Source organism: Hyphomicrobiales bacterium, assembly GCA_016125495.1.
Taxonomy (GTDB): Bacteria; Pseudomonadota; Alphaproteobacteria; order Rhizobiales; family RI-29; genus RI-29.
In genome coordinates, this window is sequence record WGLQ01000019.1 from 125,718 (window position 1) to 147,826 (window position 22,109).

The 22,109-nt window shown below is 66.7% G+C and carries 19 protein-coding genes; 15 read left to right on the forward strand and 4 right to left on the reverse strand.

The window, feature by feature from the left end; all coding sequences use genetic code 11:
* The first annotated feature begins 1 nt into the window (after position 1).
* From sucC to GC150_14135, 9 genes are all read left to right on the forward strand, one after another.
* Positions 2–1,198, forward strand: coding sequence for an ADP-forming succinate--CoA ligase subunit beta (gene sucC / locus GC150_14095; GenBank protein MBI1386032.1), 1,197 nt, complete (start codon positions 2–4; stop codon positions 1,196–1,198).
* 73 nt (positions 1,199–1,271) lie between these two features.
* Complete coding sequence (locus GC150_14100) at positions 1,272–1,526, forward strand: hypothetical protein (protein MBI1386033.1); 255 nt, start codon at positions 1,272–1,274, stop codon at positions 1,524–1,526.
* Between the two features lie 87 nt (positions 1,527–1,613).
* Positions 1,614–1,922, forward strand: coding sequence for a hypothetical protein (locus GC150_14105; protein MBI1386034.1), 309 nt, complete (start codon positions 1,614–1,616; stop codon positions 1,920–1,922).
* 71 nt (positions 1,923–1,993) lie between these two features.
* Positions 1,994–2,869 (forward strand): succinate--CoA ligase subunit alpha, encoded by an 876-nt coding sequence (sucD, locus tag GC150_14110; GenBank protein MBI1386035.1) that lies wholly within the window; start codon positions 1,994–1,996, stop codon positions 2,867–2,869.
* A 76-nt stretch (positions 2,870–2,945) separates the two neighbouring features.
* Positions 2,946–5,897, forward strand: a complete 2,952-nt coding sequence (locus GC150_14115; protein ID MBI1386036.1) for a 2-oxoglutarate dehydrogenase E1 component — start codon at positions 2,946–2,948, stop codon at positions 5,895–5,897.
* A gap of 52 nt (positions 5,898–5,949) precedes the next feature.
* On the forward strand, positions 5,950–7,212 hold the full coding sequence (gene odhB, locus GC150_14120; protein MBI1386037.1) for a 2-oxoglutarate dehydrogenase complex dihydrolipoyllysine-residue succinyltransferase: 1,263 nt from the start codon (positions 5,950–5,952) through the stop codon (positions 7,210–7,212).
* Between the two features lie 48 nt (positions 7,213–7,260).
* Entirely contained in the window at positions 7,261–7,653 is a 393-nt protein-coding gene (locus GC150_14125; GenBank protein MBI1386038.1) for a VOC family protein, read from the forward strand.
* A gap of 62 nt (positions 7,654–7,715) precedes the next feature.
* Entirely contained in the window at positions 7,716–9,119 is a 1,404-nt protein-coding gene (locus GC150_14130; GenBank protein MBI1386039.1) for a dihydrolipoyl dehydrogenase, read from the forward strand.
* A gap of 110 nt (positions 9,120–9,229) precedes the next feature.
* Positions 9,230–10,132 (forward strand): TauD/TfdA family dioxygenase, encoded by a 903-nt coding sequence (locus GC150_14135; GenBank protein MBI1386040.1) that lies wholly within the window; start codon positions 9,230–9,232, stop codon positions 10,130–10,132.
* A gap of 54 nt (positions 10,133–10,186) precedes the next feature.
* Here the strand turns inward: GC150_14135 and GC150_14140 are convergent, their stop codons facing one another.
* From GC150_14140 to fsa, 4 genes are all read right to left on the reverse strand, one after another.
* Positions 10,187–11,215, reverse strand: a complete 1,029-nt coding sequence (locus tag GC150_14140; protein MBI1386041.1) for a hypothetical protein — start codon at positions 11,213–11,215, stop codon at positions 10,187–10,189.
* 83 nt (positions 11,216–11,298) lie between these two features.
* Positions 11,299–12,288 (reverse strand): tyrosine-type recombinase/integrase, encoded by a 990-nt coding sequence (locus GC150_14145; protein MBI1386042.1) that lies wholly within the window; start codon positions 12,286–12,288, stop codon positions 11,299–11,301.
* An 86-nt stretch (positions 12,289–12,374) separates the two neighbouring features.
* A complete protein-coding gene (locus GC150_14150; GenBank protein MBI1386043.1) occupies positions 12,375–12,692 on the reverse strand; it encodes an antibiotic biosynthesis monooxygenase in 318 nt (105 codons plus the stop codon).
* Position 12,693: 1 nt separating this feature from the next.
* Positions 12,694–13,350 carry a fructose-6-phosphate aldolase gene (gene fsa / locus GC150_14155; protein MBI1386044.1) on the reverse strand — a complete coding sequence of 219 codons (657 nt, stop codon included), beginning with the start codon at positions 13,348–13,350 and terminating at the stop codon, positions 12,694–12,696.
* Positions 13,351–13,400: 50 nt separating this feature from the next.
* Here fsa and GC150_14160 point away from each other — a divergent pair, with 50 nt between their 5' ends.
* The 6 genes from GC150_14160 to GC150_14185 all read left to right on the forward strand — a co-directional run.
* Complete coding sequence (locus tag GC150_14160; protein ID MBI1386045.1) at positions 13,401–15,668, forward strand: primosomal protein N'; 2,268 nt, start codon at positions 13,401–13,403, stop codon at positions 15,666–15,668.
* 156 nt (positions 15,669–15,824) lie between these two features.
* Positions 15,825–17,612 carry a hypothetical protein gene (locus tag GC150_14165; protein ID MBI1386046.1) on the forward strand — a complete coding sequence of 596 codons (1,788 nt, stop codon included), beginning with the start codon at positions 15,825–15,827 and terminating at the stop codon, positions 17,610–17,612.
* Between the two features lie 334 nt (positions 17,613–17,946).
* Positions 17,947–18,507: a F0F1 ATP synthase subunit delta gene (locus GC150_14170; protein ID MBI1386047.1), complete on the forward strand. Its 561-nt coding sequence runs from the start codon at positions 17,947–17,949 to the stop codon at positions 18,505–18,507.
* Positions 18,507–20,042, forward strand: coding sequence for a F0F1 ATP synthase subunit alpha (locus GC150_14175; GenBank protein MBI1386048.1), 1,536 nt, complete (start codon positions 18,507–18,509; stop codon positions 20,040–20,042). Before GC150_14170 ends, GC150_14175 begins: the two co-directional genes overlap by 1 nt.
* 70 nt (positions 20,043–20,112) lie before the next feature.
* Positions 20,113–21,006 (forward strand): F0F1 ATP synthase subunit gamma, encoded by an 894-nt coding sequence (locus GC150_14180; protein MBI1386049.1) that lies wholly within the window; start codon positions 20,113–20,115, stop codon positions 21,004–21,006.
* Positions 21,007–21,137: 131 nt separating this feature from the next.
* A partial coding sequence (locus tag GC150_14185; GenBank protein MBI1386050.1) for a F0F1 ATP synthase subunit beta occupies positions 21,138–22,109 on the forward strand: 972 nt, incomplete at its 3' end.

Sequence of the window (22,109 nt, forward strand, 5' to 3'; positions counted from 1 at the left end):
GGTGAACATTCACGAGTATCAGGCCAAAGCCGTGCTCCGGTCGTTCGGCGTTGCGACCGGCGAGGGGCATCCGGCGTTCACGCCGGATGAGGCGGTCGAAGCGGCGCGCAAGCTGGCCGGGCCGGTCTATGTGGTCAAGGCGCAGATCCACGCCGGCGGGCGTGGCAAGGGCCGGTTCAAGGAGACGGCAGCCGGCGACAAGGGCGGTGTGCGCGTCGTGCGCTCCGTGGAAGACGTCCGCCGGGCCGCCGAGGAAATGCTCGGGCATACGCTGGTCACGCACCAGACGGGACCCGACGGTCGCAAGGTGCAGCGGCTCTACATCGAACAGGGCTCGGCGATCGCACGCGAACTCTATCTCTCGGTGCTGGTCGACCGGGTGACCTCGCGCGTCGCGTTCATCTCCTCCACCGAGGGCGGCATGGACATCGAGAAGGTGGCGCACGAAACGCCCGAAAAGATCCACACCATGACGGTCGATCCGGCAACCGGGATCATGCCGTTCCATGGGCGGCAGATCGCCTTCGCGCTCGGTCTCGAAGGCGACCAAGTCAAGCAGTGCGGGCGCCTTATCGGCAACCTCTACCGCGCTTTCACCGAAACGGACATGTCGCTGCTGGAGATCAACCCGCTGATCGTCACCGAGGCCGGTGATCTCCTCTGCCTCGATGCCAAGGTGAACTTCGATTCCAACTCGCTGCACCGTCACAAGGACATCGTCGGACTGCGCGACAAGGCCGAAGAAGATCCGACCGAACTGGCGGCATCGGAGTTCGACCTCAACTACATCAAGCTCGACGGCAAGATCGGCTGCATGGTGAACGGCGCCGGTCTCGCGATGGCGACCATGGACATCATCAAGCTCTATGGTTCGGAGCCTGCGAATTTCTTGGATGTCGGCGGCGGCGCCAACAAGACGCAGGTGATGAACGCCTTCAAGATCATCCTCTCGGACCCCAACGTCGAGGGCATTCTCGTCAACATCTTCGGCGGCATCATGCGCTGCGACATCATCGCGGAGGGTATCATCGCGGCCGCCAAGGAGATGGCGATATCGGTGCCGCTGGTGGTTCGCCTCGAGGGCACGAACGTCGAACTCGGAAAGCGCATCCTCAACGAGAGCGGTCTGGCGATCATCGCGGCCGACAACCTCAACGATGCGGCGCAGAAGATCGTCGCGCAGATCAAGGCTGGCTGAAGGCTGAACGTAAAACGATCGAGACCGTCGGCCACGGGCACGACGGTCCGGGAATGGTGGAAGGAATCCCCCCATGTCACAGAACACGTCGAAGATCGTCGAGATCGAGGTGCCAGAGGATTTGATGCTCCGCGTCGGGCGATTGGCGCGCGCCGAGGATCGGACCGTCACGGAATTCCTCTCGGCCGAAGTGGTGCGGATCGCGCGCGGTGACGGCGCGGTCGGCGCTGCCGTCGACAAGATGACCGTCAATCCGGGCATGGCGGATTTCCGGATCGGCTGGCGGGGACTGCGCGATCTCGACGCGCCGGCAGTGTCGCAGGAGTAGCCCGCGCGTCGAGGAATTCGCCCGGGCGAGGTCGATGCGCGATCGCTGTGATCGCAGCGCGGCGAACGTTGCCTGGAGGGCAAGACGATGGAGCTTGGTGCGCTGATCGACAAGCTGGCGCTGGGGCCAGTGACGACGGCTGTCGGGGTGACGTTGGCGGTGCTCGTGGTGTTGCGGATTTTGCGCGGCATCTTCGGGTTCTTCGTGACGATCTACCTCCTCATCGGGGTCGTCAGCTACCTCTACTGGATCCACGTCGAAGCCGGACCGCCGCACGGCACGTTCACCCCGAGCTTCGAGACGGGCTCCGAAATCGCCTACCAGGCGGTCATTGCGGCCGTCGCGATCGTCGGCTGGCCGTTCTGGCCGGTTACGCGGGCTTGGCTGCTCGGCTGACGGGCGGCGGGGCCGGAAAAGGAAGTCGGAACAGCAGCCCTCGAGACAGCGCAGGAAGGAACCGGGCGACCATGGCAATTCTCGTCGATGCAGGGACCAAGGTGATCTGCCAGGGGATCACCGGAGCGCAGGGCACCTTCCACACCGAGCAAGCCATCGCCTACGGAACGCGGATGGTCGGTGGCGTAACGCCCGGCAAGGGCGGAACGGAGCATCTCGGCCTGCCCGTGTTCGACACCGTCGGGCAGGCGGTCGAGGCGACCGGTGCCACGGCGAGCGTCATCTACGTGCCGCCGCCGTTCGCGGCCGATGCGATCGTCGAGGCGATCGATGCGGAGGTCGCTCTCATCGTCTGCATCACGGAAGGTATTCCGGTGCTGGACATGGTGCGGGTCAAGCGGGCGCTGTCGGGCTCCAGATCGCGGCTCGTCGGGCCGAACTGTCCGGGCGTCATCACGCCGGATGCCTGCAAGATCGGCATCATGCCGGGGCACATCCATCGCCGAGGCTCGGTCGGCGTCGTCTCGCGCTCGGGGACGCTGACCTACGAGGCGGTGAAGCAGACGACGGACGCCGGTCTCGGGCAGTCGACCTGCGTCGGGATCGGTGGCGACCCGGTCAAGGGTACCGAGTTCATCGACGTTCTCGAACTTTTCCTGGCGGACCCGGAGACCCACTCCATCATCATGATCGGGGAAATCGGAGGTTCGGCGGAAGAGGCGGCCGCGGATTTCGTCAAGCAGAACAAAGTCAAGAAGCCCATGGTCGGATTCATCGCGGGGGTCACGGCCCCGCCCGGCCGGCGCATGGGCCATGCGGGCGCCATCATCTCGGGGGGCAAGGGCGGGGCAGGCGACAAGATCGAGGCGATGCGCTCGGCCGGCATTCGCGTTTCGCCGTCGCCGGCCTCGCTGGGCACCACGCTTCTCGAAGTCCTCAAGAGTTGACGAGCGTCTAGCTTGCGTTCACGCCGCAAGCCAATAATTAGTGTGCGGAACCTGAACCAAACCGGAGTTTCGCACCATGGCTCGCCAGGCGCTGAACGAGGCGTTCGCACGCACATCGTTCCTTTCGGGAACGAACGCGGCCTACATCGATGAGCTCTTCCAGCGCTTCCAGGAAAACCCCGGCTCGGTGGACGAGAGCTGGCGGGCTTTCTTTGCGAGCATGCAGGACGTGGCACCGCTCCCGAACGGGGATGGGCATGGACCGTCCTGGACGCCGGAACGGCTGCCGTTCTCCGGTGACCGGGAGCTGACGGCGGCGTTCGATGGCGACTGGGATGCCATCGAGCAGCAGATGCAGGGGCGCCTCCAGCAGGCGGTCCAGTCGGTCGGCGGTAATCTTTCGGCGGCGGCGACGTTGCGCGCGACCCAGGACAGCGTGCGCGCTCTCATGATGATCCGCGCCTATCGTGTGCGCGGTCATCTGGCCAGCAATCTCGACCCGCTGGGGCTCGCCAAACGCAGCGACCACCACGAGCTCATGCCGGAGAGTTACGGTTTCACGGCGGCCGACCTCGACCGGCCGATCTTCCTCGACAAGGTGCTCGGACTCGAGACGGGTACGGTGCGCCAAATTCTCGAAATCCTTCAGCGTACCTACTGCGGCACCATCGGCGTCGAGTTCATGCACATCTCGGACCCGACCCAGAAGGCATGGATCCAGCAGCGCATTGAAGGGGAGGATAAGGGCATCTCCTTCACGCGGGAGGGCAAGCGCGCGATCCTCAACAAGATCATCGAGGCCGAGACCTTCGAAGGTTTCCTGGACGTCAAGTACACCGGAACCAAGCGTTTCGGTCTCGACGGCGGGGAGTCGATGGTGCCGGCGCTCGAGCAGATCACCAAGCGGGGCGGCCAGCTCGGGTTGCGCGAGATCGTCGTCGGGATGCCGCACCGGGGCCGGCTCAACGTGCGCTGCAATGTCATGGGCAAGCCGCATCGCGCGTTGTTCCACGAATTCCACGGCGGATCGGCGAACCCCGAGGACGTCGAAGGCTCGGGGGATGTCAAATATCACCTCGGGGCGTCGTCGGACCGCGAGTTCGACGGCAACAAGGTGCATCTCTCACTGACCGCCAACCCCTCGCATCTCGAAATCGTCGATCCCGTCGTGCTCGGCAAGGTCAGGGCAAAACAGGATCAACTCAACGATGCGGCGCGGGTGCGGGTGCTGCCGCTGCTATTGCACGGCGATGCCGCCTTCGCCGGCCAGGGCGTCGTGGCGGAGTGTTTCGGCCTCTCGGGCCTCAGGGGCCACCGGACCGGGGGCTCCATCCACTTCATCGTCAACAACCAGATCGGCTTCACGACGTCTCCGCACCATTCGCGCTCGTCGCCTTATCCCTCGGATGTCGCGCGCATGATTGAAGCGCCGATCTTTCACGCCAACGGCGACGATCCCGAGGCGGTCACTTACGTCGCCAAGGTCGCGACCGAGTTCCGCCAGCGTTTCGGCAAGCCGGTCGTGATCGACATGTTCTGCTATCGGCGGCTCGGCCACAACGAAGGCGACGAGCCTTCGTTCACGCAGCCGCTGATGTACAAGCGGATTCGCCAGCACCCCAAAGTGTCCGATATCTATGCGCGCCGGCTGATCGAGGAAGGCACGGTCGAGGAGCAGGAAGTCGATGCGATGCGCGCGTCGTTCCGCGCGCATCTCGAAGGGGAGTTCGCAGCGAGCGACAGCTATCGGCCGAACAAGGCCGATTGGCTCGACGGCCGTTGGTCGGCGATCGGCTTTGCCGAGGAAGGGGCGCGGCGGGGGACCACCGGCGTCGAGCCGGAAGTGCTGAAGGAGGTCGGCCGGCGGCTGACGACGCTGCCCAAGGACCTCGAGGCGCACAAGACGATCCTGCGGCTCGTCGAGCGACGGCGGCAGATGGTGGAGGGGGAGGTGCCCGTCGACTGGGCGATGGCCGAGCACCTGGCATTCGGTACCCTGCTGAAGGAGGGATTTCCGGTGCGCCTCTCGGGACAGGATTCCGAGCGCGGTACATTCTCGCAGCGCCATGCCGTCATCACCGATCAGAACGACGAGCACACCTACACGCCCCTCAAGAACGTTTCCGCCGACCAGGCTCGGTTCGAGGTCATCAACTCGATGCTCTCGGAGGAGGCGGTGCTCGGCTTCGAGTACGGCTACAGCGTCAGCGAGCCGATGGCGCTGGTCCTCTGGGAGGCCCAATTCGGCGATTTCGCCAACGGGGCTCAGGTCGTGATCGACCAGTTCATTTCCTCGGGCGAGAGCAAGTGGCTGCGCATGTCGGGCCTCGTGCTCCTTCTGCCACACGGCTACGAGGGGCAGGGGCCGGAACACTCCTCGGCGCGTCTCGAGCGCTATCTGCAGCTCTCGGCGGAGGATAACTGGCAGATCGCGAATTGCACGACCCCGGCGAATTATTTCCACATCCTGCGCCGGCAGCTGCACCGCAGATTCCGCAAGCCGCTGGTCCTGATGACGCCGAAGTCGCTGCTGCGGCACAAGCGCGTCATTTCCTCCTTGACCGAGTTCGCGCCGGGAACCAGCTTCCACCGCGTCCTCTGGGACGACGCGCAGAGCGCGCCGGGGAGCACTCTGGAGCTGAAGGACGATACTCGAATCCGCCGGGTCGTCATGTGTTCGGGAAAGGTCTACTACGACCTTCTCGAGCGGCGCGAGGAACTCGGCATCGACGATGTCTACCTGCTGCGTCTGGAGCAGCTCTATCCCTTCCCGGCGCGCGCCCTGATGGACGAGCTGATGCGCTTCAAGGACGCGGAAATGATCTGGTGCCAGGAGGAGCCCAAGAACATGGGTGCCTGGACGAGCGTCGAGCCGAATATCGAATGGGTGCTTCAGCACATCGACGCGAAATTCGCGAGACCACGCTATGTGGGGCGGGCCGCATTGGCTTCCACGGCCACGGGTCTCTTCGCCAAGCATCAGAAGGAACAGTCGGCGCTCGTCGAGGATGCACTCGGCGTCGACTGAACGGCATCGCAGGCTCGGCTCGAGCCGGGCCCGCCAGAAGGGAATGGTCAAGATGGCAATCGAAATCAAGGTCCCGACACTCGGTGAGTCGGTGACGGAGGCGACGGTCGGGCGCTGGTACAAGCAGGCTGGCGACAGCGTCGCGGCCGACGAGCCTCTGGTCGAGCTCGAGACCGACAAGGTGACGCTCGAGGTCAATGCGCCGAGTGCGGGGACGCTTTCGGAGGTGGTGGTCGCGGAGGGAGCGACGGTCGGTGTCGGCGCCCTGCTCGGGATGATAACCGTCGGTGCCGGAGGGGAAAAATCCACCACGGGCGGGGCGGGCAAGGGCGCGGCCGCTGCCCCGGTGGCCTCGGTGCCGCCGGTCAAGGCCGGTGGCAGTGGCACGTCGATGCCTCCCGCTCCGGCGGCGCGAAAGATTCTCACTGAGAGTGGGGTCGATCCGGCGAGCGTTGCCGGGTCCGGGCGGCGCGGGCAGGTGCTGAAGGAGGATGCCGTGGCGGCGGTGGATGCGCGGGCCGGCGGGGCAGCCCCGGGCGTATCGGGGATCGCCTCCATGGTTCCGCCGCCAGCGGCCTCGAGCGCACCCCGCGCGCCGGTTGCCCTCGGTGATGCCGAGCGCGAGGAGCGCGTGCGGATGAGCAAGCTGCGCCAGACGATCGCGCGGCGGTTGAAGGACGCGCAGAACACCGCAGCGATGCTGACCACGTTCAACGACGTCGACATGACGGCGGTCATGGGACTGCGCAGCCAATACAAGGACGTGTTCGAGAAGCGCTATGGCGTGCGGCTCGGATTCATGGGCTTCTTCGTCAAGGCCGCCATCCAGGCGTTGCGCGACGTGCCGGCGGTGAACGCGGAGATCGATGGAACCGACATCATCTACAAGAATTATTATCACATCGGTGTCGCGGTCGGGACCGAAAAGGGGCTGGTGGTGCCGGTCGTGCGCGATGCCGATCAGCTTTCCCTTGCCGACATCGAAAAGACGATCAACGATTTCGGCGCCAGGGCGCGGGACGGAAATCTGACGATCGAGGAGATGCAGGGCGGCACGTTCACGATCTCGAACGGCGGCGTCTACGGCTCCCTCATGTCGACGCCAATCCTCAATGCGCCGCAGTCCGGCATCCTCGGCATGCACCGCATCGAGCAGCGGCCGGTGGTGCGCGAGGGGGCGATCGTGGCGCGGCCGATGATGTATCTGGCGCTCTCCTACGATCACCGCATCGTCGACGGCAAGGAGGCGGTGACGTTCCTGGTGCGCCTCAAGGAGAATCTCGAGGACCCGCAGCGGTTGCTCATCGGCGTTTGAGGCTGATCGATCGGCCGGAGCGGCGGGGCGACGAGGGAGGGGAATGCCATGGGCGTGCACCCATACCTCTGTCTCGCCGATCTGCCGGCGGCCATCGCTTACTACGCAAGGGCGTTCGGGGCGGAGCAATTCCACTCCTCGCTTGCGGCGGACGGCGTAACGCTGCTGCATGCGCGCATCCGCGTGGCGGGCTCGGTGGTCATGCTGTTCCAGGACATGGAGGATGCGCTGATCGGTGTCCTGCCGGCCGAGGCGCTCGGGGCAACCAGCGTCATCGTGCGGTTCGAAGTCGCGGACCGGGCGACGGTCGATAGGCTCTGCGCCGGGGCGGTCGCGCATGGCGGCCTGATGATGCTGGCGCCGGCAGTGACCGGGTGGGGTGAATACTACGGGCGGGTGATCGACCCGTTCCGGCACTCCTGGGCGTTCGGGGCGCCCTAGGAGGACACTCCGGACCGCGCGGTCCAGGTGACGTTGAAGGCAATAGGGCGAGGAGCAGAGGCATGGCGAACAGCTACGACGTGGTGATCATCGGGACCGGGCCCGGCGGCTACGTGTGTGCGATCCGGGCCGCCCAGCTCGACCTCAAAGTGGCGGTGGTGGAAAAGCGCGGTGCGCACGGGGGCACCTGCCTCAATGTGGGGTGCATTCCCTCCAAGGCGCTCCTGCACGCCTCCGAACTCTACGAGGAAGCGGGCCACGGCATGGCAGGGATGGGAATCGCGGTTTCCCCGCGGCTCGACCTTTCCAAGATGATGGCATTCAAGGACGAGGGCGTTTCCGGCAACGTCCAGGGCGTCGATTACCTCCTCAAGAAGAACAAGGTCGATGCGTTCGACGGCAGCGGTCGGATCGTCTCGCCGGGGGTCGTCGAGGTGACTGGGCGCGACGGCACGACGACCATGCTCGAGGCGCGCGACATCGTCATTGCGACGGGTTCCGACGTGGCGAAGCTGCCGGGCGTCGAGATCGACGAAAAATCGGTCGTCTCCTCGACCGGTGCGCTCACGCTCGACAAGGTGCCGGGCCATCTCGTCGTCGTCGGGGCCGGGGTGATCGGGCTCGAGCTCGGATCGGTCTGGCGGCGGCTCGGCTCGAAGGTCACAGTCGTCGAATTCCTCGATCGCATCGTGCCGACCGAGGACCTCGAGGTCGCCAAGAGCTTCCAGCGCATCCTCAAGAAGCAGGGGATGGAATTCAAGCTCGGCCACAAGGTCGTCGGGGTGGCGCGGGGCGGCAAGGGCCTCGAGGTGATGGTCGAGCCGGTCAAGGGCGGGGCGGCCTCCAAGATCGAGGCCGACGTCGTGCTGGTTGCCATCGGGCGCGTCGCTTACACCGAAGGGCTCGGCCTCGAGGCGGTCGGCGTCGAGCGCGACAAGCGCGGCCGGGTGGTGGTGGATGCGCACTATCGGTCGAGCGTGCCGGGCATCCATGCGATCGGCGACGTGATCGCCGGGCCGATGCTGGCGCACAAGGCGGAAGATGAAGGCGTCGCGCTCGCCGAGATCCTCGCGGGCCAGGCGGGGCACGTGAACTACGACGTCATTCCGAGCGTGATCTACACCTATCCGGAGGTCGCCTCCGTCGGCCGGAGCGAAGAGGCGCTCAAGGAAGCGGGGGTTGCCTACAAGGTCGGTAAATTCCCCTTCACGGCGAACGGCCGCGCCAAGGTGAACCGGCAAACCGATGGTTTCGTCAAAGTGCTGGCGGATGCCGACAGTGACCGCATCCTCGGTGTCCACATCATCGGCCCGCACGCCGGAACCATGATCGCGGAGGCGGCGATCATCATGGAATTCGGCGGTTCGGCCGAGGATCTCGCGCGCACATGCCATGCCCATCCGACGCTCTCGGAAGCCGTCAAGGAGGCGGCGCTCGCGGTCGATGGCCGGGCCCTGCACATGTAGCCTCGCGCTTCGGGGGGGCGCGGATTTCGCTGACGAGACCTCTTTCCTTTCCGCGATGAACTTGCGAACCTCCGGGCCGAGGCCGACGGGTGCCTTTCGGGAGGAAGATCATGGTGGACGGTGCTAGTGGCGTGCGGACGCGTCCGCTCAATCCGCATTTCGGAGTGGAGGTCGAGGGGCTGAAGCTCTCGGATGTCGCCTCCGGTTCCGGCTACGAAGAACTGCGCGGATTGTTCGAAGAGCATTCGGCGCTGTTGTTCCGGGCGCAGGACATCACCGACGAGCAGCATCTCGCGCTCGCGAGGCGCTTCGGCGTGATCGAGGATCGCAAGGCGGACGAGCGCAAGCCCGGCGAGACAGTCGGGGTCTCGCACGTCACCAACGTGCAGGAGGATGGTTCGCTCAGCGGGGAGATGGACCTCCACACGCTCCACCTCAAGGCGAACTTCCTCTGGCACATCGACAGCACGTTCCTGCCGTCGCCGGCGCTCACCAACATCCTCATCGCGCGGGTGGTGACGACGTCGGGTGGGGCAACGGAACTCGCCTCGACGCGAGCAGCGTTCGCCGCGATGCCGGAGACGATGCGCGAGCGTTTGCGCAAGGCGGTGTTCCGCCACCACTACTCGCATTCCCGCGCACAGATTTCGCCGGAACTGGCCAAGCTGCCGATGTTCCACAAGTGGCCCGAGCAGCGCTGGCGCGCGGTCGTCGCCAATCCTCTCAACGGGGCGGAGGCGATCTATGTCGCCTCGCACGTGTGGTCGGTCGAGGGGATGGAGGAGGCCGAAGGCCGGCGTTTCGTGCGGGAGGTGCTCGAGTTCTGTACGCAGCCGAGGTTCGTCTATTCACACAATTGGACGCCTGGCGATGTTCTCATCTGGGACCAGCGGGCGGTGCTGCATCGGGGCACGCCGTGGCCGTGGGCGGAGCCGCGCAAGCTGGCGAGCCTCTGTGTGACGATGTCGGAGGCCGATGGCCTCGCCGCGCTCCGGCCTGCGCTGGCGGCCTGAAGATAGGGCGCCGGGCTCGATCTGGTTCGGCCCGGCGTCGCAATGCTCACTGGCTCACTCGGCCGGTGTCACCGTCCAGCCGCGTTCCCGCAACATGGCGACGATGCCGACGTCGGCCGGCAGGTGCAGCGCGCCGACGCCTATGAAGGCATTGCCCTTTTCCAGGATCGGGTCGAGCCGTTCGACCATGACGCGGTTGCGACGGTCGATGAGTGCGATCTGGAACCCGCGAAGCGCCTTGTCCATGTCGATTTCGAGGGTGCTGTCCTTCATCATGTGACGGGTCAATTCCCAGATGCCGCCGATACGGCGGTCGAGGTAGAGCCCGATGAGGCTTTCGAGGCCGTCCTCGGCGTTCTCGAAGGTGACGAGGCTCGCGCGCATCCAGGCGACCTGCGATTCGAGGTCGATGTCGGCCATCGCCGTCAGTTGCTCTTCAGGCGTCTCCAGACCCACAGGCTCGAGACCACGGTCGCGGGCGGACTGCTCGATGGAGCCATCGAGGCTGTCGATGCCTGCAACGGTGCGGCGCTTTTCGCATTCCGGCACTGAAAGCAGCGCGGTCAGCAGCCAGGGCTTCAGCATCGGAGCGAGCGCGGCCGGCATGCCGTTCGCCTCGACGATCTTGGCAAGCTTACTCGCCTCGGCCTCGGTCACGAACTCGCTCAGTGTGCGCCCGTCGGTGAAGAGGACCTTTTCGCCGATGTTCATCATGGCCGCCGCCATGCGCTCGTCGGTGAGGCCGACCGCCTCGAGCACGACCTGGTCGGCGGCCGCGAGCGCGGCCGATGCGGCGGCCGGCAAATCCCGCACACGCGGATCGGTCAGATGGATGGTGCCGAGCAAGTGCGAGGGAGCGACACCGGGGCGCTCGATGCGCCAGAAGAGTGCCCCGGCATTGGGCATCGCCTCGGCGGCCGCCATGACGCGACCGTGCGCCGCGGGATCGTTCACGGCCATCTCGGCAACGAGGTTGCGGCCCTTGCAGGTCGGGGGATCCTGTTCCGCACGGGCCGTCATGGTGAGCGTGGTCGCGCAGACGAGGGACAGCATCAACCGACCGACTGTGGATCTCGAGCTCATGTCCGGCTCCTTGGAGTGAGCAAAGGCGCAGTGTAGCGGCGCAGACCTTAGGCAACGAGTGTGACCGAGGCATGCCCCGCCGGTCACCCTTCATCGTCCACCGGTTTTGCGACACGGGGATGGGCGGCGGCGTAAACCTCGAGGAGGCGGGCGCGGTCGACCTCGGTATAGACCTGCGTCGTCGAAAGCGAGGCGTGACCGAGCAATTCCTGGATCTGGCGGAGATCGGCACCGGAGGAAAGCAGGTGCGTTGCAAAGGAATGGCGTAGCGCGTGTGGTGTCGCGGTTTCCGGCAGGCCGAGGCGGTCGCGCAGGCGCTCCATGAGGAGCTGGATGATGCGGGGCGAGAGCGGGCCGCCCTTGGCCCCGACGAAGAGGGGATCGGAGGCTGTGAGCGGAAAGGGACAAAGCGCCAGGTAGCGCTCGATGGCGGCGGTCACGGCCGGCAGGATCGGCACGAGGCGCTCCTTGCCGCCCTTGCCGGTGATGCGAAGCACCTCGCGGCCGGCGTTCGGCGTGTCGGCGCGGGTAAGGCCGAGGGCCTCGGAAATGCGCAGGCCCGCACCATAAAGCAGCGAGAGCACGGCGAGGTCGCGGGCAGCGATCCAGTCCTCGGCGGCAAAAGGCTGTTCGGCGACGACGGCGAGGGCCTTTTCGACGGTGAGGGGTTTGGGGATCGAGTGGCGGCGCTTCGGCAGGGCGATGCGCTGGATGGTGCGGTTTGTTGCGATGCCCTCGCGCTCGAGGAAGGCGAAGGCCGAGCGCAGAGCGGACAGCGCGCGCGCGAGCGTGCGGCTCTCGGCGCCGTGGCGACGGCGGGCTGCCATGAAGCCGCGGAAGTCGGCGAGCTTCAGCTGGCCGAGGTCGGCGACGGTCGGAGGATAGCCGAGGCGGTGGGCGAGGAAGGCGATGAACTGGCGGGCGTCCCGCTCGTAGGCAACGAGCGTGTTGTCTGCGAGGCCGCGACCGTGTCGCAGGTCCGAGAGCCAAAGAGCGATGGCGTCGCCGAGATCGGCATCGAGGGCGAGTTCGCCCTGGCCGGCGCGCCGCGCGGCGCGGGGAGATGGCGGCATGGGGTTGCGTGCTCCCGCCGAAATGGCAAGCGAATCATCGGCGAGAGGATAACACGGGAGCAGCGGATCGGGCGGCCGATAGCTGTTCAACCGCCCGCCGGCACGTGCGCGGCGGGGGCGGTCTCGTAGTGCTGCACGAGCGGGCGGCCGCCTTCGTAGAAGGGATGGAGAAGGGCGCGCCAGCGTTCATAGCGCTCGGAGCCGCGAAAGCCGACCTCGTGGGCATCGACGCTCTCCCACCTGACGAGGAGGAGATAGCGCCCCGGCGTCTCGATGCAGCGATGGATGTCGAGGCCGAGGAAGCCGGGGGTCGCGGCAATGAGCGGCAGCGCCTCCGCGAGGGCGGCCTCATAGGCGGCGGCGCGCTCCGGCGCGACGTCGAGGATGGCGTGCTCGAGGATCATGTCAGAGGATCGTCTGGCCGGTCTTGGCCCAGTCGGCGAGAAACGCGGCGAGACCCTTGTCCGTCAGAGGATGCTTGACGAGGTCGCGCAGGATCGCGGGCGGGATGGTGGCCACGTCGGCGCCCGCCATGGCGCTTTCCTTGACGTGGTTGACGGTGCGGATCGAGGCCGCCAGGATCTCGGTGCCGAGGGCGGGATAATTGTCATAGATGGTGCGGATCTCGCCGATCAGCTCCATGCCGTTGAGGCCGATGTCGTCGAGCCGACCGACGAATGGCGAGACGAACGTCGCGCCCGCCTTGGCGGCGAGCAGCGCCTGGTTGGCGGAAAAACACAGGGTCACATTGACCTTGGTGCCTTCGCCGGTGAGCGCCTTGCAGGTCTTGAGGCCGTCCCAGGTCAACGGCACCTTGATGGTGACGTTGGGGGCGATGGCGGCGAGCTTGCGGCCTTCGGCGAGCATCGTCTCGGTGTCCGTGGCGGCGACCTCGGCGCTCACCGGGCCCGGCACGATGGCGCAGATTTCCGCGATCACCTCGGTGAACTTGCGTCCGCTCTTGGCGATCAGTGACGGATTGGTGGTGACCCCATCGAGCAGGCCCGTCGCCGCCAGCTCCCTGATCTCGGCGACGTCCGCCGTGTCGACGAAAAACCGCATCGTCTCGCTCCCGCCCGAATTGCGTTCCGTGGATCGAGCAGGCGCGCCGGATGATTCGGCGGCGACCGAATGCTAAGAGTGCGCGCGTGGATCGGACCCAGAGCCTCCCATACGCGGAATTCTCCGCCGAGGCCAGCACACGGCGTGTCGCCGTGCTGCTGCCGGTGCTGCTCGACCAGTGCTACGATTACAGCGTCCCCGACGGGCTGGAGCCCGAGGTCGGCAGCTTCGTCGAGGTTCCGTTCGGGCCGCAGCGGCGGATCGGCATCGTCTGGCCACGCGGCGAAGGCGATGGGGATGGCAAGCCGGTCGCCAGCGCTCGGCTCAAGCCGATCGGTCAATTGCTCGACGTGCCGGCGTTGCCGGAGGTTTCCCTGCGGTTCGCGGAGTGGATCGCGCGCTATACGCTCGCACCGCGGGGGATGGTCATTCGCCTCATGATGAGCGCCGGCGAGGTGTTCGAGCCGACCAGGCCGCGCTTCGGGCTGAAACTGGCCGGCCGGGTGCCCGATCGCATGACGCCGGGCCGCGAGAAGGTGATCGCGGTCGCCCGCGACGGGGGGGTGCGGACCAAGGCGGCGCTCGCGGCGGAAGCCGGCGTCGGGGCGGGCGTCGTCGACGGGCTCGTTGCCGCCGGGGCGCTCGTTGCCGTCGAGATCGCGCCGGCACGCTACCGGCCGCCCGACCCCGACCATCACGTGCCGTCGTTCGACGAGGACCAGGCGATCGCGGTCGAGACGCTGCGCGGGGCGGTCGAGGCCGGCGTCTTTTCGGTCAGCCTACTGGACGGCGTGACGGGCTCGGGCAAGACGGAGGTCTATTTCGAGGCGGTGGCGCATGCGCTCAGGGCCGGGCGCCAGGTGCTCGTGATGCTGCCGGAGATCGCGCTCACCGGCCAGTTCCTCGCGCGTTTCGAAAAGCGCTTCGGCGTGCGGCCGGTGGAATGGCATTCGGCGGTCGGCGCGGCCGAGCGGGCGCGGCTGTGGCGGGCGGTGGCGACGGGCGAAGCGCGAGCGGTGATCGGGGCGCGCTCGGCGCTCTTCCTGCCGTTCACCGATCTCGGGTTGATCGTCGTCGATGAAGAGCACGACGCCGGCTACAAGCAGGACGACCGCGTCAACTACCAGGCCCGCGACATGGCGGTGGTGCGCGCCTCGCTCGGCGGGGCGGCGGTGGTGCTCGCCTCGGCGACGCCCTCGATCGAGAGCCACGTCAACGCGCGCAACGGGCGCTATCGGCATCTCCGGCTGACGCGGCGCTACAACACGGCGGAATTGCCCGAGATCACGGCCATCGACCTTCGGCGGGAGCCGCCGGAGAAGGGTTCTTGGCTGAGCCCGGCGCTGGTTGCGGCACTCGCCGAGACGATGGCGGGCCGACAGCAGTCGCTGCTCTTCCTCAACCGGCGTGGCTATGCGCCCCTCACGCTCTGCCGGGCCTGCGGGCACCGGGTCGAGTGCCCGCAGTGCACGGCATGGCTCGTCGAGCACCGATTCCGTGGCCGGCTGATCTGCCACCACTGCGGATTCTCGATGCCGCTGCCGAAGGCATGCCCCAATCCCAAGTGCGATGGGGAGGATACGCTGGTCGCCTGCGGACCCGGCGTCGAGCGTATCGCCGAGGAGGTCGCCGAGCGGTTTCCGCAGGCCCGCGTCTCGCTGCTTTCGAGCGACCTCATTCCGGGCGTCAAGGAGATGCGGCGCGAACTCGACAGGATCATGTGCGGTGAAGTCGACATCATCATCGGTACGCAGATCGTCGCCAAGGGCCACCATTTCCCCGGTCTCGCGACGGTCGGCGTGGTGGACGGGGACCTCGGCCTCGGCCAGGGCGATCCGCGGGCGGCCGAACGTACCTTCCAGCTCCTTCATCAGGTGACGGGGCGGGCGGGGCGCGAGAGCACGTCCGGGCGCGGCTTCATCCAGACCCATTTTCCGGAGCATCCCGTGATGGCCGCGATCCTCGCCGGTGACCGCGAGGCCTTTCTCGAGCACGAGATCGCGGCTCGTCAGGCGGCCCTGATGCCGCCGTTCGGGCGGCTGGCGGCGCTCGTCGTCAGTGCCCGTGCCAAACCGGAGGCCGAGGGCTATGCCAAGGCGGTGGTGCGGGCGGCACCGGACTCGCGGCACGTGCTGGTGCTGGGGCCGGCCGAGGCGCCGATCGCGGTCGTGCGAGGTCGCTACCGGTTCCGCATCCTGGCACGGGCGCCCCGTGAGCTCGACCTCCAGGCCTACATGCGCGCCTGGATCGAGCGGATGCCGCGCGCGCACGGCGACATCCGGTTGAGCATCGACATCGATCCCTACAATTTCCTCTAAGACCCGATGAGGTTGCCGCCAGCGGCGGGCGCGGCGTCAACCATCGCGACGTTCGAGGGGGCGGGGCGGCGCAGCAACCCGTGGACCCGGGCGCAATGCTTGACTATCGTCGCGCGATACGATCGTCCGTGCACTTGCCGTAGCGGAGCCATCCGAATGCTTACCCGCGCCAGCCTCCTGTCCTTGCCGAGCGCGCTCGCAGTGCTCTTTGTCGCCTCGATCGCGTTCTTGAGTGTGCCCGGTACTGGACTCGGCCAGATCTTCATCCAGGACACGCCAGGCACGCGGGCACCCTGCGTGGTTTACGATGCACGCAGCTTTCGCGGACGGGCTCTGCCACTACGGGCAAACCAGTCGGTCGGTAACCTCGGACGGGCGTGGGATGACCGCCTCGCGTCCGTTGCGATAGCGCCGGGCTGCCGTTTGGTCACCTACGAAGACCCTGAATTCAACGGTGACCGGCGGACCTTCAGCCAGGATGCTCCATTCATGGAAGGCTATTGGGAGCGGCGCGTCAGCTCGCTGCAGTGCCTCTGCGGCGCCGCGGGTGGCACTTTCGACGCGGGCCAGCCGCCGGCCGGCACGATCGCCGGTGGCGACGGGCAGGGCCTGCCGCCGTCGGCCGGACCGAGCCCCGATGTCTGCGCCGTCTACCGCGATCCGGGCTTGCGGGGACCTTGGGTCGAGATCGGCCGCGATCGTGAGGCCGCGAGGCTCGCGCCCGAGGTGAACGGGCTGGTGTCGTCGCTGTCGGTGCCAGATGGCTGCGAGCTGACCGTGTTCGATCAGGAAGGCGGGCTCGGCCAGAGCATCGGGTTTTCGCAGGGCTCCTATTCGCAGCTCGGGCGCACCTGGGACAATGTGATCCGATCGGCCGCATGTGCCTGCGACGGCGGGCGGGGCTCGGGTTCGGCCGAGGTCGAGGATCGCGAAGTCGACGACCCGGACGGTGCCGAGGCGGGCGCGACGCCGCAGGCGCCGCCAACCGTCGATGCGAGCGTGATGCGCTGCATCCTCTATACCGAGGCCGGTATGCGCGGGAGGGGCGTCGGCCTTCGCGATGGTACGCGCGGACGGCTCGCCGGCTCGGCCGTCGACGGCTCGCTGAGTTCGGTGCGGGTCACGCGCGGCTGTTCGCTGACACTCGAGGACGGCGACGGCGCGGTAAGGGTGTTCGAGCGCAGCGACGACGGCGTAACGGGGCGCTGGCAGCGCGATGCGCGGTTCGCGGCGTGCGCCTGCTCGCAGGCCGCCGAAGAGGCGGACGGGAGCCAGCCACAGGCGAGCGCGGGTGGTGGCGGCGACGGTGGGCAGGCCGCGCCTGAACCCATGTGCGTCATCTACGAGAACAAGGCGTTCGTCGGTCGGCGGCTGCAGGTTCCGGCCGGTGGTGGTTTCAGCTCGCTCGGTCAGCTCGACGACCGTGTCTCCTCGGTCACGGTGACTGAGGGCTGCCAGCTCGACGCCTACGAACATGCCGATTTCAACATGGCCACGCGCGGTTTCAAGGCGTCGTTCCGGCGTGACGCGGTGCGCCTCGACAGCTCGTTCGACGATCGCTTTTCGTCGGTCGTCTGCCGTTGCGATGCGCCGGCCGAGCCGGCGGCTTCCGAGAGCTCCGAGAGCGGTGCCAACAGGGCGGGATCGCAGAATGCGGGCGGCACGCCCGGCGCTGGCGTCACCAGCCCCGACATGATGTGCGCACTTTATGAGGACCGCGGACGGGGCGGGCGAAGCCTCGAGATGGCGGGCAACACGGGCTTTCGCAAACTGAAAAGCTGGGCGGGTCTCGTCTCGTCGGTGGCGGTCGCCGAGGGCTGCCGGTTGCTGCTTTATGGCGACGAGGAGTACAGCGGTGCCGGAGCACCGGTCGATCCGGGAGAGTTCGACCTGCCGCCGGAACTCGATGGCGCGGTACGCTCTGCCAAATGCAGCTGCCGCTAGCCACGTACGGGCAGAGGTCGACGGCTACAGCCCCCTGACATAGAATCATGATTTGCAAAGTTTTTTTCGTCGACCGGCCGGGCCGCTGAAGAATGGCCGTCGAAGTCTGGAACGCGTTGACGAAGAGCGTCGCAAATGCGCCGTTGGAAGTAGGGTCGGACCGTTGCGTGGCGTGGGGGCGTGTGTTAGACGACCCTCGGCTTCTAGAGGGGCGAGCCGAATGCACTGCCATTTGCGCCGTGCCCTTCCCTGACCAGAAAATTTCCTTCCCAATCGACAGGGGCGGTCGTCACTCGGCCGGCACTGCGCGGAGCCAGGGCGAGAGCGGCTGAACATGGCGGGCGACGAATCGACAAACTCGGGTATGCCGGGGCGCTATGCGAATGCGCTGTTCGAGTTGGCCGAGAACGACGGATCATTGGACAGGGTCGCGGGTGAGCTCGAGCGCTTCCAGGCTCTGCTGGACGCGAGCAGCGATCTCGACCGCTTGGTGAGAAGTCCGGTGTTCGGCGCCGAGGACCAGGCGCGCGCGCTCGGTGCCGTGCTGGAGCGTGCCGGCGTGACGGGTCTGACCGCCAACTTCCTCGGTCTCGTCGCGCGCAATCGTCGGCTGTTCGCCGTGCGCCAGATGATCAAGGACTTCCGCACCCAGCTGGCGCGCCATCGAGGCGAGATCAGCGCGGAGGTCACGTCGGCCGTGCCGCTCAACGACGAGCAGATGGGCGCTTTGCGTGAGACGCTGCGCGCCTCGCTCGGTAAGGACGTCCAGGTTACGACGAACGTCAACAGCGAGTTGATCGGCGGTCTCATCGTCAAGGTCGGCAGCCGGATGATCGATTCGTCAATTCGCACCAAACTCAACGCACTACGCGTCGCCATGAAAGAGGTGGGCTGATGGAAATCCGCGCCGCAGAAATCTCGGCCATTCTGAAGGAGCAGATCCGCAACTTCGGTCGGGAGGCCGAGGTCTCCGAGATCGGGCAGGTGCTTTCGGTCGGTGACGGCATCGCGCGTGCCTACGGCCTCGACAACGTGCAGGCTGGCGAACTCGTCGAGTTCGAGAACGGCACGAAGGGCATGGCGCTGAACCTCGAGGTGGACAACGTCGGCATCGTGATCTTCGGCGATGACCGGGCGATCAGCGAAGGCCAGACGGTCAAGCGCACCAAGACCATCGTGGACGTGCCGGTCGGCATGGGCCTGCTCGGGCGCGTCGTCGACAGTCTCGGCAACCCTCTCGACGGCAAAGGGCCGATCCAGGCCAGCGAGCGCCGGCTGGTCGACGTCAAGGCGCCGGGCATCATTCCTCGCAAGTCGGTGCACGAACCGGTCCAGACGGGTCTCAAGGCGATCGACGCACTCATCCCGATCGGGCGCGGCCAGCGTGAGCTGATCATCGGCGACCGCCAGACCGGCAAGACCGCGGTGGCCCTCGACACCTTCCTCAACCAGAAGAACGTCAACGCCAACGCAACGAGCGACAATGGCAAGCTCTTCTGCATCTACGTCGCGATCGGCCAGAAGCGCTCGACTGTCGCACAGTTCGTGAAAGTGCTCGAAGAGCGCGGTGCCCTCGAGTACTCGATCGTCATTGCTGCGACGGCCTCCGATCCGGCGCCGATGCAGTACTTGGCGCCGTTCGCCGGGTGCGCCATGGGTGAATACTTCCGCGACAACGGCATGCATGCGCTGATCGTCTACGACGACCTTTCCAAGCAGGCCGTGTCCTATCGCCAGATGTCGCTGCTGCTGCGACGCCCGCCGGGACGCGAAGCCTATCCGGGCGACGTCTTCTACCTCCACTCCCGCCTGCTCGAGCGCGCCGCGAAGCTCAACGACGACAACGGCGCGGGTTCACTGACCGCCCTGCCGGTCATCGAGACGCAGGCGAACGACGTGTCGGCCTACATTCCGACGAACGTCATTTCGATCACCGACGGCCAGATCTTCCTCGAGACCGACCTCTTCTATCAGGGCATTCGCCCGGCCGTGAACGTCGGCCTCTCGGTGTCGCGCGTCGGCTCGTCGGCCCAGATCAAGGCGATGAAGCAGGTCGCCGGCAAGATCAAAGGCGAGCTTGCGCAGTACCGCGAGATGGCGGCGTTCGCGCAGTTCGGCTCCGACCTCGACGCGGCGACGCAGCGTCTGCTCAATCGTGGGGCGCGGCTCACCGAACTCTTGAAGCAGCCGCAGTTCTCGCCGCTTCCGGTGGAAGAGCAGGTGGTCGTGATCTTCGCGGGCACGCGTGGCTATCTCGACCGGCTCGAGGTCAAGCACGTCGGTCGCTTCGAGGGTGATCTCCTCAGGCTCATGCGCGACAAACACGGCGATGTGCTGTCGACGATCCGCACCAAGCGTGAGCTGGCGGCGGATGTCGAGAAACGTCTCGTCGAGATCCTCGATGGTTTCGCCAAGGCGTTCGCCGCCTGATCCAGTACGGGCGTGTCCGGCCCAACGGGCAGGACGACATCCGGCGTAGTGCTCACGGACGGAAGAGAAGATGGCGAGCCTCAAGGATCTCAGAAACCGTATCGCCTCGGTGAAGGCGACGCAGAAGATCACCAAGGCCATGCAAATGGTGGCTGCGGCGAAGCTGCGTCGCGCCCAGGACGCGGCGGTCGCCGCGCGGCCCTATGCCGAGCGCATGGACCGCGTGCTCGCCAATCTCGGCGCGCGCGTTGCCGAATCCGCCACCGCATCGCCGATCCTGGTCGGTACGGGCAAGGATCATACGCATCTTCTGGTCGTGGCAACGGCCGACCGCGGGCTCTGCGGCGGCTTCAACACGAACATCGTCAAGCTGGCCCGAGCGCACATCGGCCGGCTCGTGCGGGATGGCAAGCAGGTCAAGATTTTCTGTGTCGGAAAGAAGGGTTACGACTCGCTGCGGCGGGACTACGCGAACCTGATCGTCGAGCGGGTCGATTTTACCGGCCGCAAGCACGTCGATTTCGAGCTGGCCGACAAGATCGGGGCCCGAGTGCGGGAGATGTTCGCGGCCGGTGCGTTCGACATCTGCACGCTCTTTTTCTCCGAGTTCGAGTCCATCATTTCGCAGAAGCCGACTCCGCTCCAGCTGATCCCGGCGCGCCTTCCCGTGGTGGCCGACGCCGGCAAGCCGGCCTCCAGTGGCGCGGCCGCAGACAACGAGTACGAGCCTTCGGAGGAGGAAATCCTCGAGGACCTGCTGCCGCGCAACGTGTCGACGCAGGTCTTTCGGGCGCTGCTCGAGAATGCCGCCTCCGAGCAGGGCGCCCGGATGAGCGCGATGGACAACGCGACGCGTAACGCCGGCGACATGATCGGTCGCCTGACGCTCCAGTACAACCGGACCCGCCAGGCCAAGATCACGACGGAGCTGATCGAGATCATTTCGGGTGCCGAGGCACTCTGAGGCTCGGGGTCGAGGGGCCTTGCCGCGCTAGGCGTGCGGTGTGTGCTCGTGACAGTGAGCGGTGACGACGAACTTTGAATTGCTGAAGTGCGGCGGCTGGCGATGTCGCCCGGCAGGTGAGGATGAGGGACATGGCAAAGGCGATTGGCCGCATCAGGCAGGTGACGGGCGCGGTGGTGGACGTTCAGTTCGACGACCATCTGCCGGCCATCCAGAACGCGCTCGTGACGCAGAACGGCGATCGCCGTCTGGTCCTCGAGGTCGCACAGCACCTCGGCGAGAACACCGTACGCACGATCGCGATGGACGCGACCGAGGGCCTGGTGCGCGGCCAGGATGTCGAGGATACGGGCAACGCCATCGCGGTGCCGGTCGGCGAAGGCACGCTCGGACGCATCATGAACGTCATCGGTGAGCCCGTGGACGAGGCCGGCGCCATCGTCCATTCCGAGACGCGGCCAATCCATGCGGCCGCCCCGACGCTCGCCGAGCAGTCGACCGACGCGGAAATCCTGATCACCGGCATCAAGGTCGTCGACCTGCTCGCGCCCTACGCCAAGGGCGGCAAGATCGGCCTCTTCGGCGGCGCCGGCGTCGGCAAGACCGTGCTGATCATGGAGCTCATCAACAACATCGCCAAGGCGCACGGCGGCTATTCCGTGTTCGCCGGCGTCGGTGAGCGCACGCGCGAAGGCAACGACCTCTATTGGGAAATGGTCGATTCGGGCGTGAACAAGGAAGGCGGCGGGGAGGGCTCCAAGTGTGCCCTCATCTACGGCCAGATGAACGAGCCGCCCGGAGCGCGCGCCCGCGTCGGCCTTTCAGGCCTCACGGTCGCCGAATACTTCCGCGACCAGGGACAGGACGTGCTCTTCTTCGTCGACAACATCTTCCGCTTCACGCAGGCCGGATCGGAAGTGTCGGCGCTGCTCGGGCGTATCCCGTCGGCCGTGGGCTACCAGCCGACGCTCGCCACCGACATGGGCGCCCTCCAGGAGCGCATCACCTCGACGCAGCGCGGCTCGATCACCTCGGTTCAGGCGATTTACGTGCCGGCCGACGACCTCACCGACCCGGCGCCGGCCGCCTCGTTCGCCCACCTC

Coding starts and splice junctions, on each gene's coding strand:
- GC150_14170 (MBI1386047.1), top strand. CDS start 17,947: ATGGCGGGCGACGAATCGACAAACTCGGGTATGCCGGGGCGCTATGCG.
- GC150_14125 (MBI1386038.1), top strand. CDS start 7,261: ATGGGCGTGCACCCATACCTCTGTCTCGCCGATCTGCCGGCGGCCATC.
- GC150_14100 (MBI1386033.1), top strand. CDS start 1,272: ATGTCACAGAACACGTCGAAGATCGTCGAGATCGAGGTGCCAGAGGAT.
- GC150_14150 (MBI1386043.1), bottom strand. CDS start 12,692: ATGATCCTCGAGCACGCCATCCTCGACGTCGCGCCGGAGCGCGCCGCC.
- GC150_14140 (MBI1386041.1), bottom strand. CDS start 11,215: ATGAGCTCGAGATCCACAGTCGGTCGGTTGATGCTGTCCCTCGTCTGC.
- GC150_14160 (MBI1386045.1), top strand. CDS start 13,401: ATGATTCGGCGGCGACCGAATGCTAAGAGTGCGCGCGTGGATCGGACC.
- fsa (MBI1386044.1), bottom strand. CDS start 13,350: ATGCGGTTTTTCGTCGACACGGCGGACGTCGCCGAGATCAGGGAGCTG.
- odhB (MBI1386037.1), top strand. CDS start 5,950: ATGGCAATCGAAATCAAGGTCCCGACACTCGGTGAGTCGGTGACGGAG.
- GC150_14145 (MBI1386042.1), bottom strand. CDS start 12,288: ATGCCGCCATCTCCCCGCGCCGCGCGGCGCGCCGGCCAGGGCGAACTC.
- GC150_14130 (MBI1386039.1), top strand. CDS start 7,716: ATGGCGAACAGCTACGACGTGGTGATCATCGGGACCGGGCCCGGCGGC.
- GC150_14105 (MBI1386034.1), top strand. CDS start 1,614: ATGGAGCTTGGTGCGCTGATCGACAAGCTGGCGCTGGGGCCAGTGACG.
- GC150_14165 (MBI1386046.1), top strand. CDS start 15,825: ATGCTTACCCGCGCCAGCCTCCTGTCCTTGCCGAGCGCGCTCGCAGTG.
- GC150_14180 (MBI1386049.1), top strand. CDS start 20,113: ATGGCGAGCCTCAAGGATCTCAGAAACCGTATCGCCTCGGTGAAGGCG.
- GC150_14135 (MBI1386040.1), top strand. CDS start 9,230: ATGGTGGACGGTGCTAGTGGCGTGCGGACGCGTCCGCTCAATCCGCAT.
- GC150_14115 (MBI1386036.1), top strand. CDS start 2,946: ATGGCTCGCCAGGCGCTGAACGAGGCGTTCGCACGCACATCGTTCCTT.
- sucD (MBI1386035.1), top strand. CDS start 1,994: ATGGCAATTCTCGTCGATGCAGGGACCAAGGTGATCTGCCAGGGGATC.
- GC150_14175 (MBI1386048.1), top strand. CDS start 18,507: ATGGAAATCCGCGCCGCAGAAATCTCGGCCATTCTGAAGGAGCAGATC.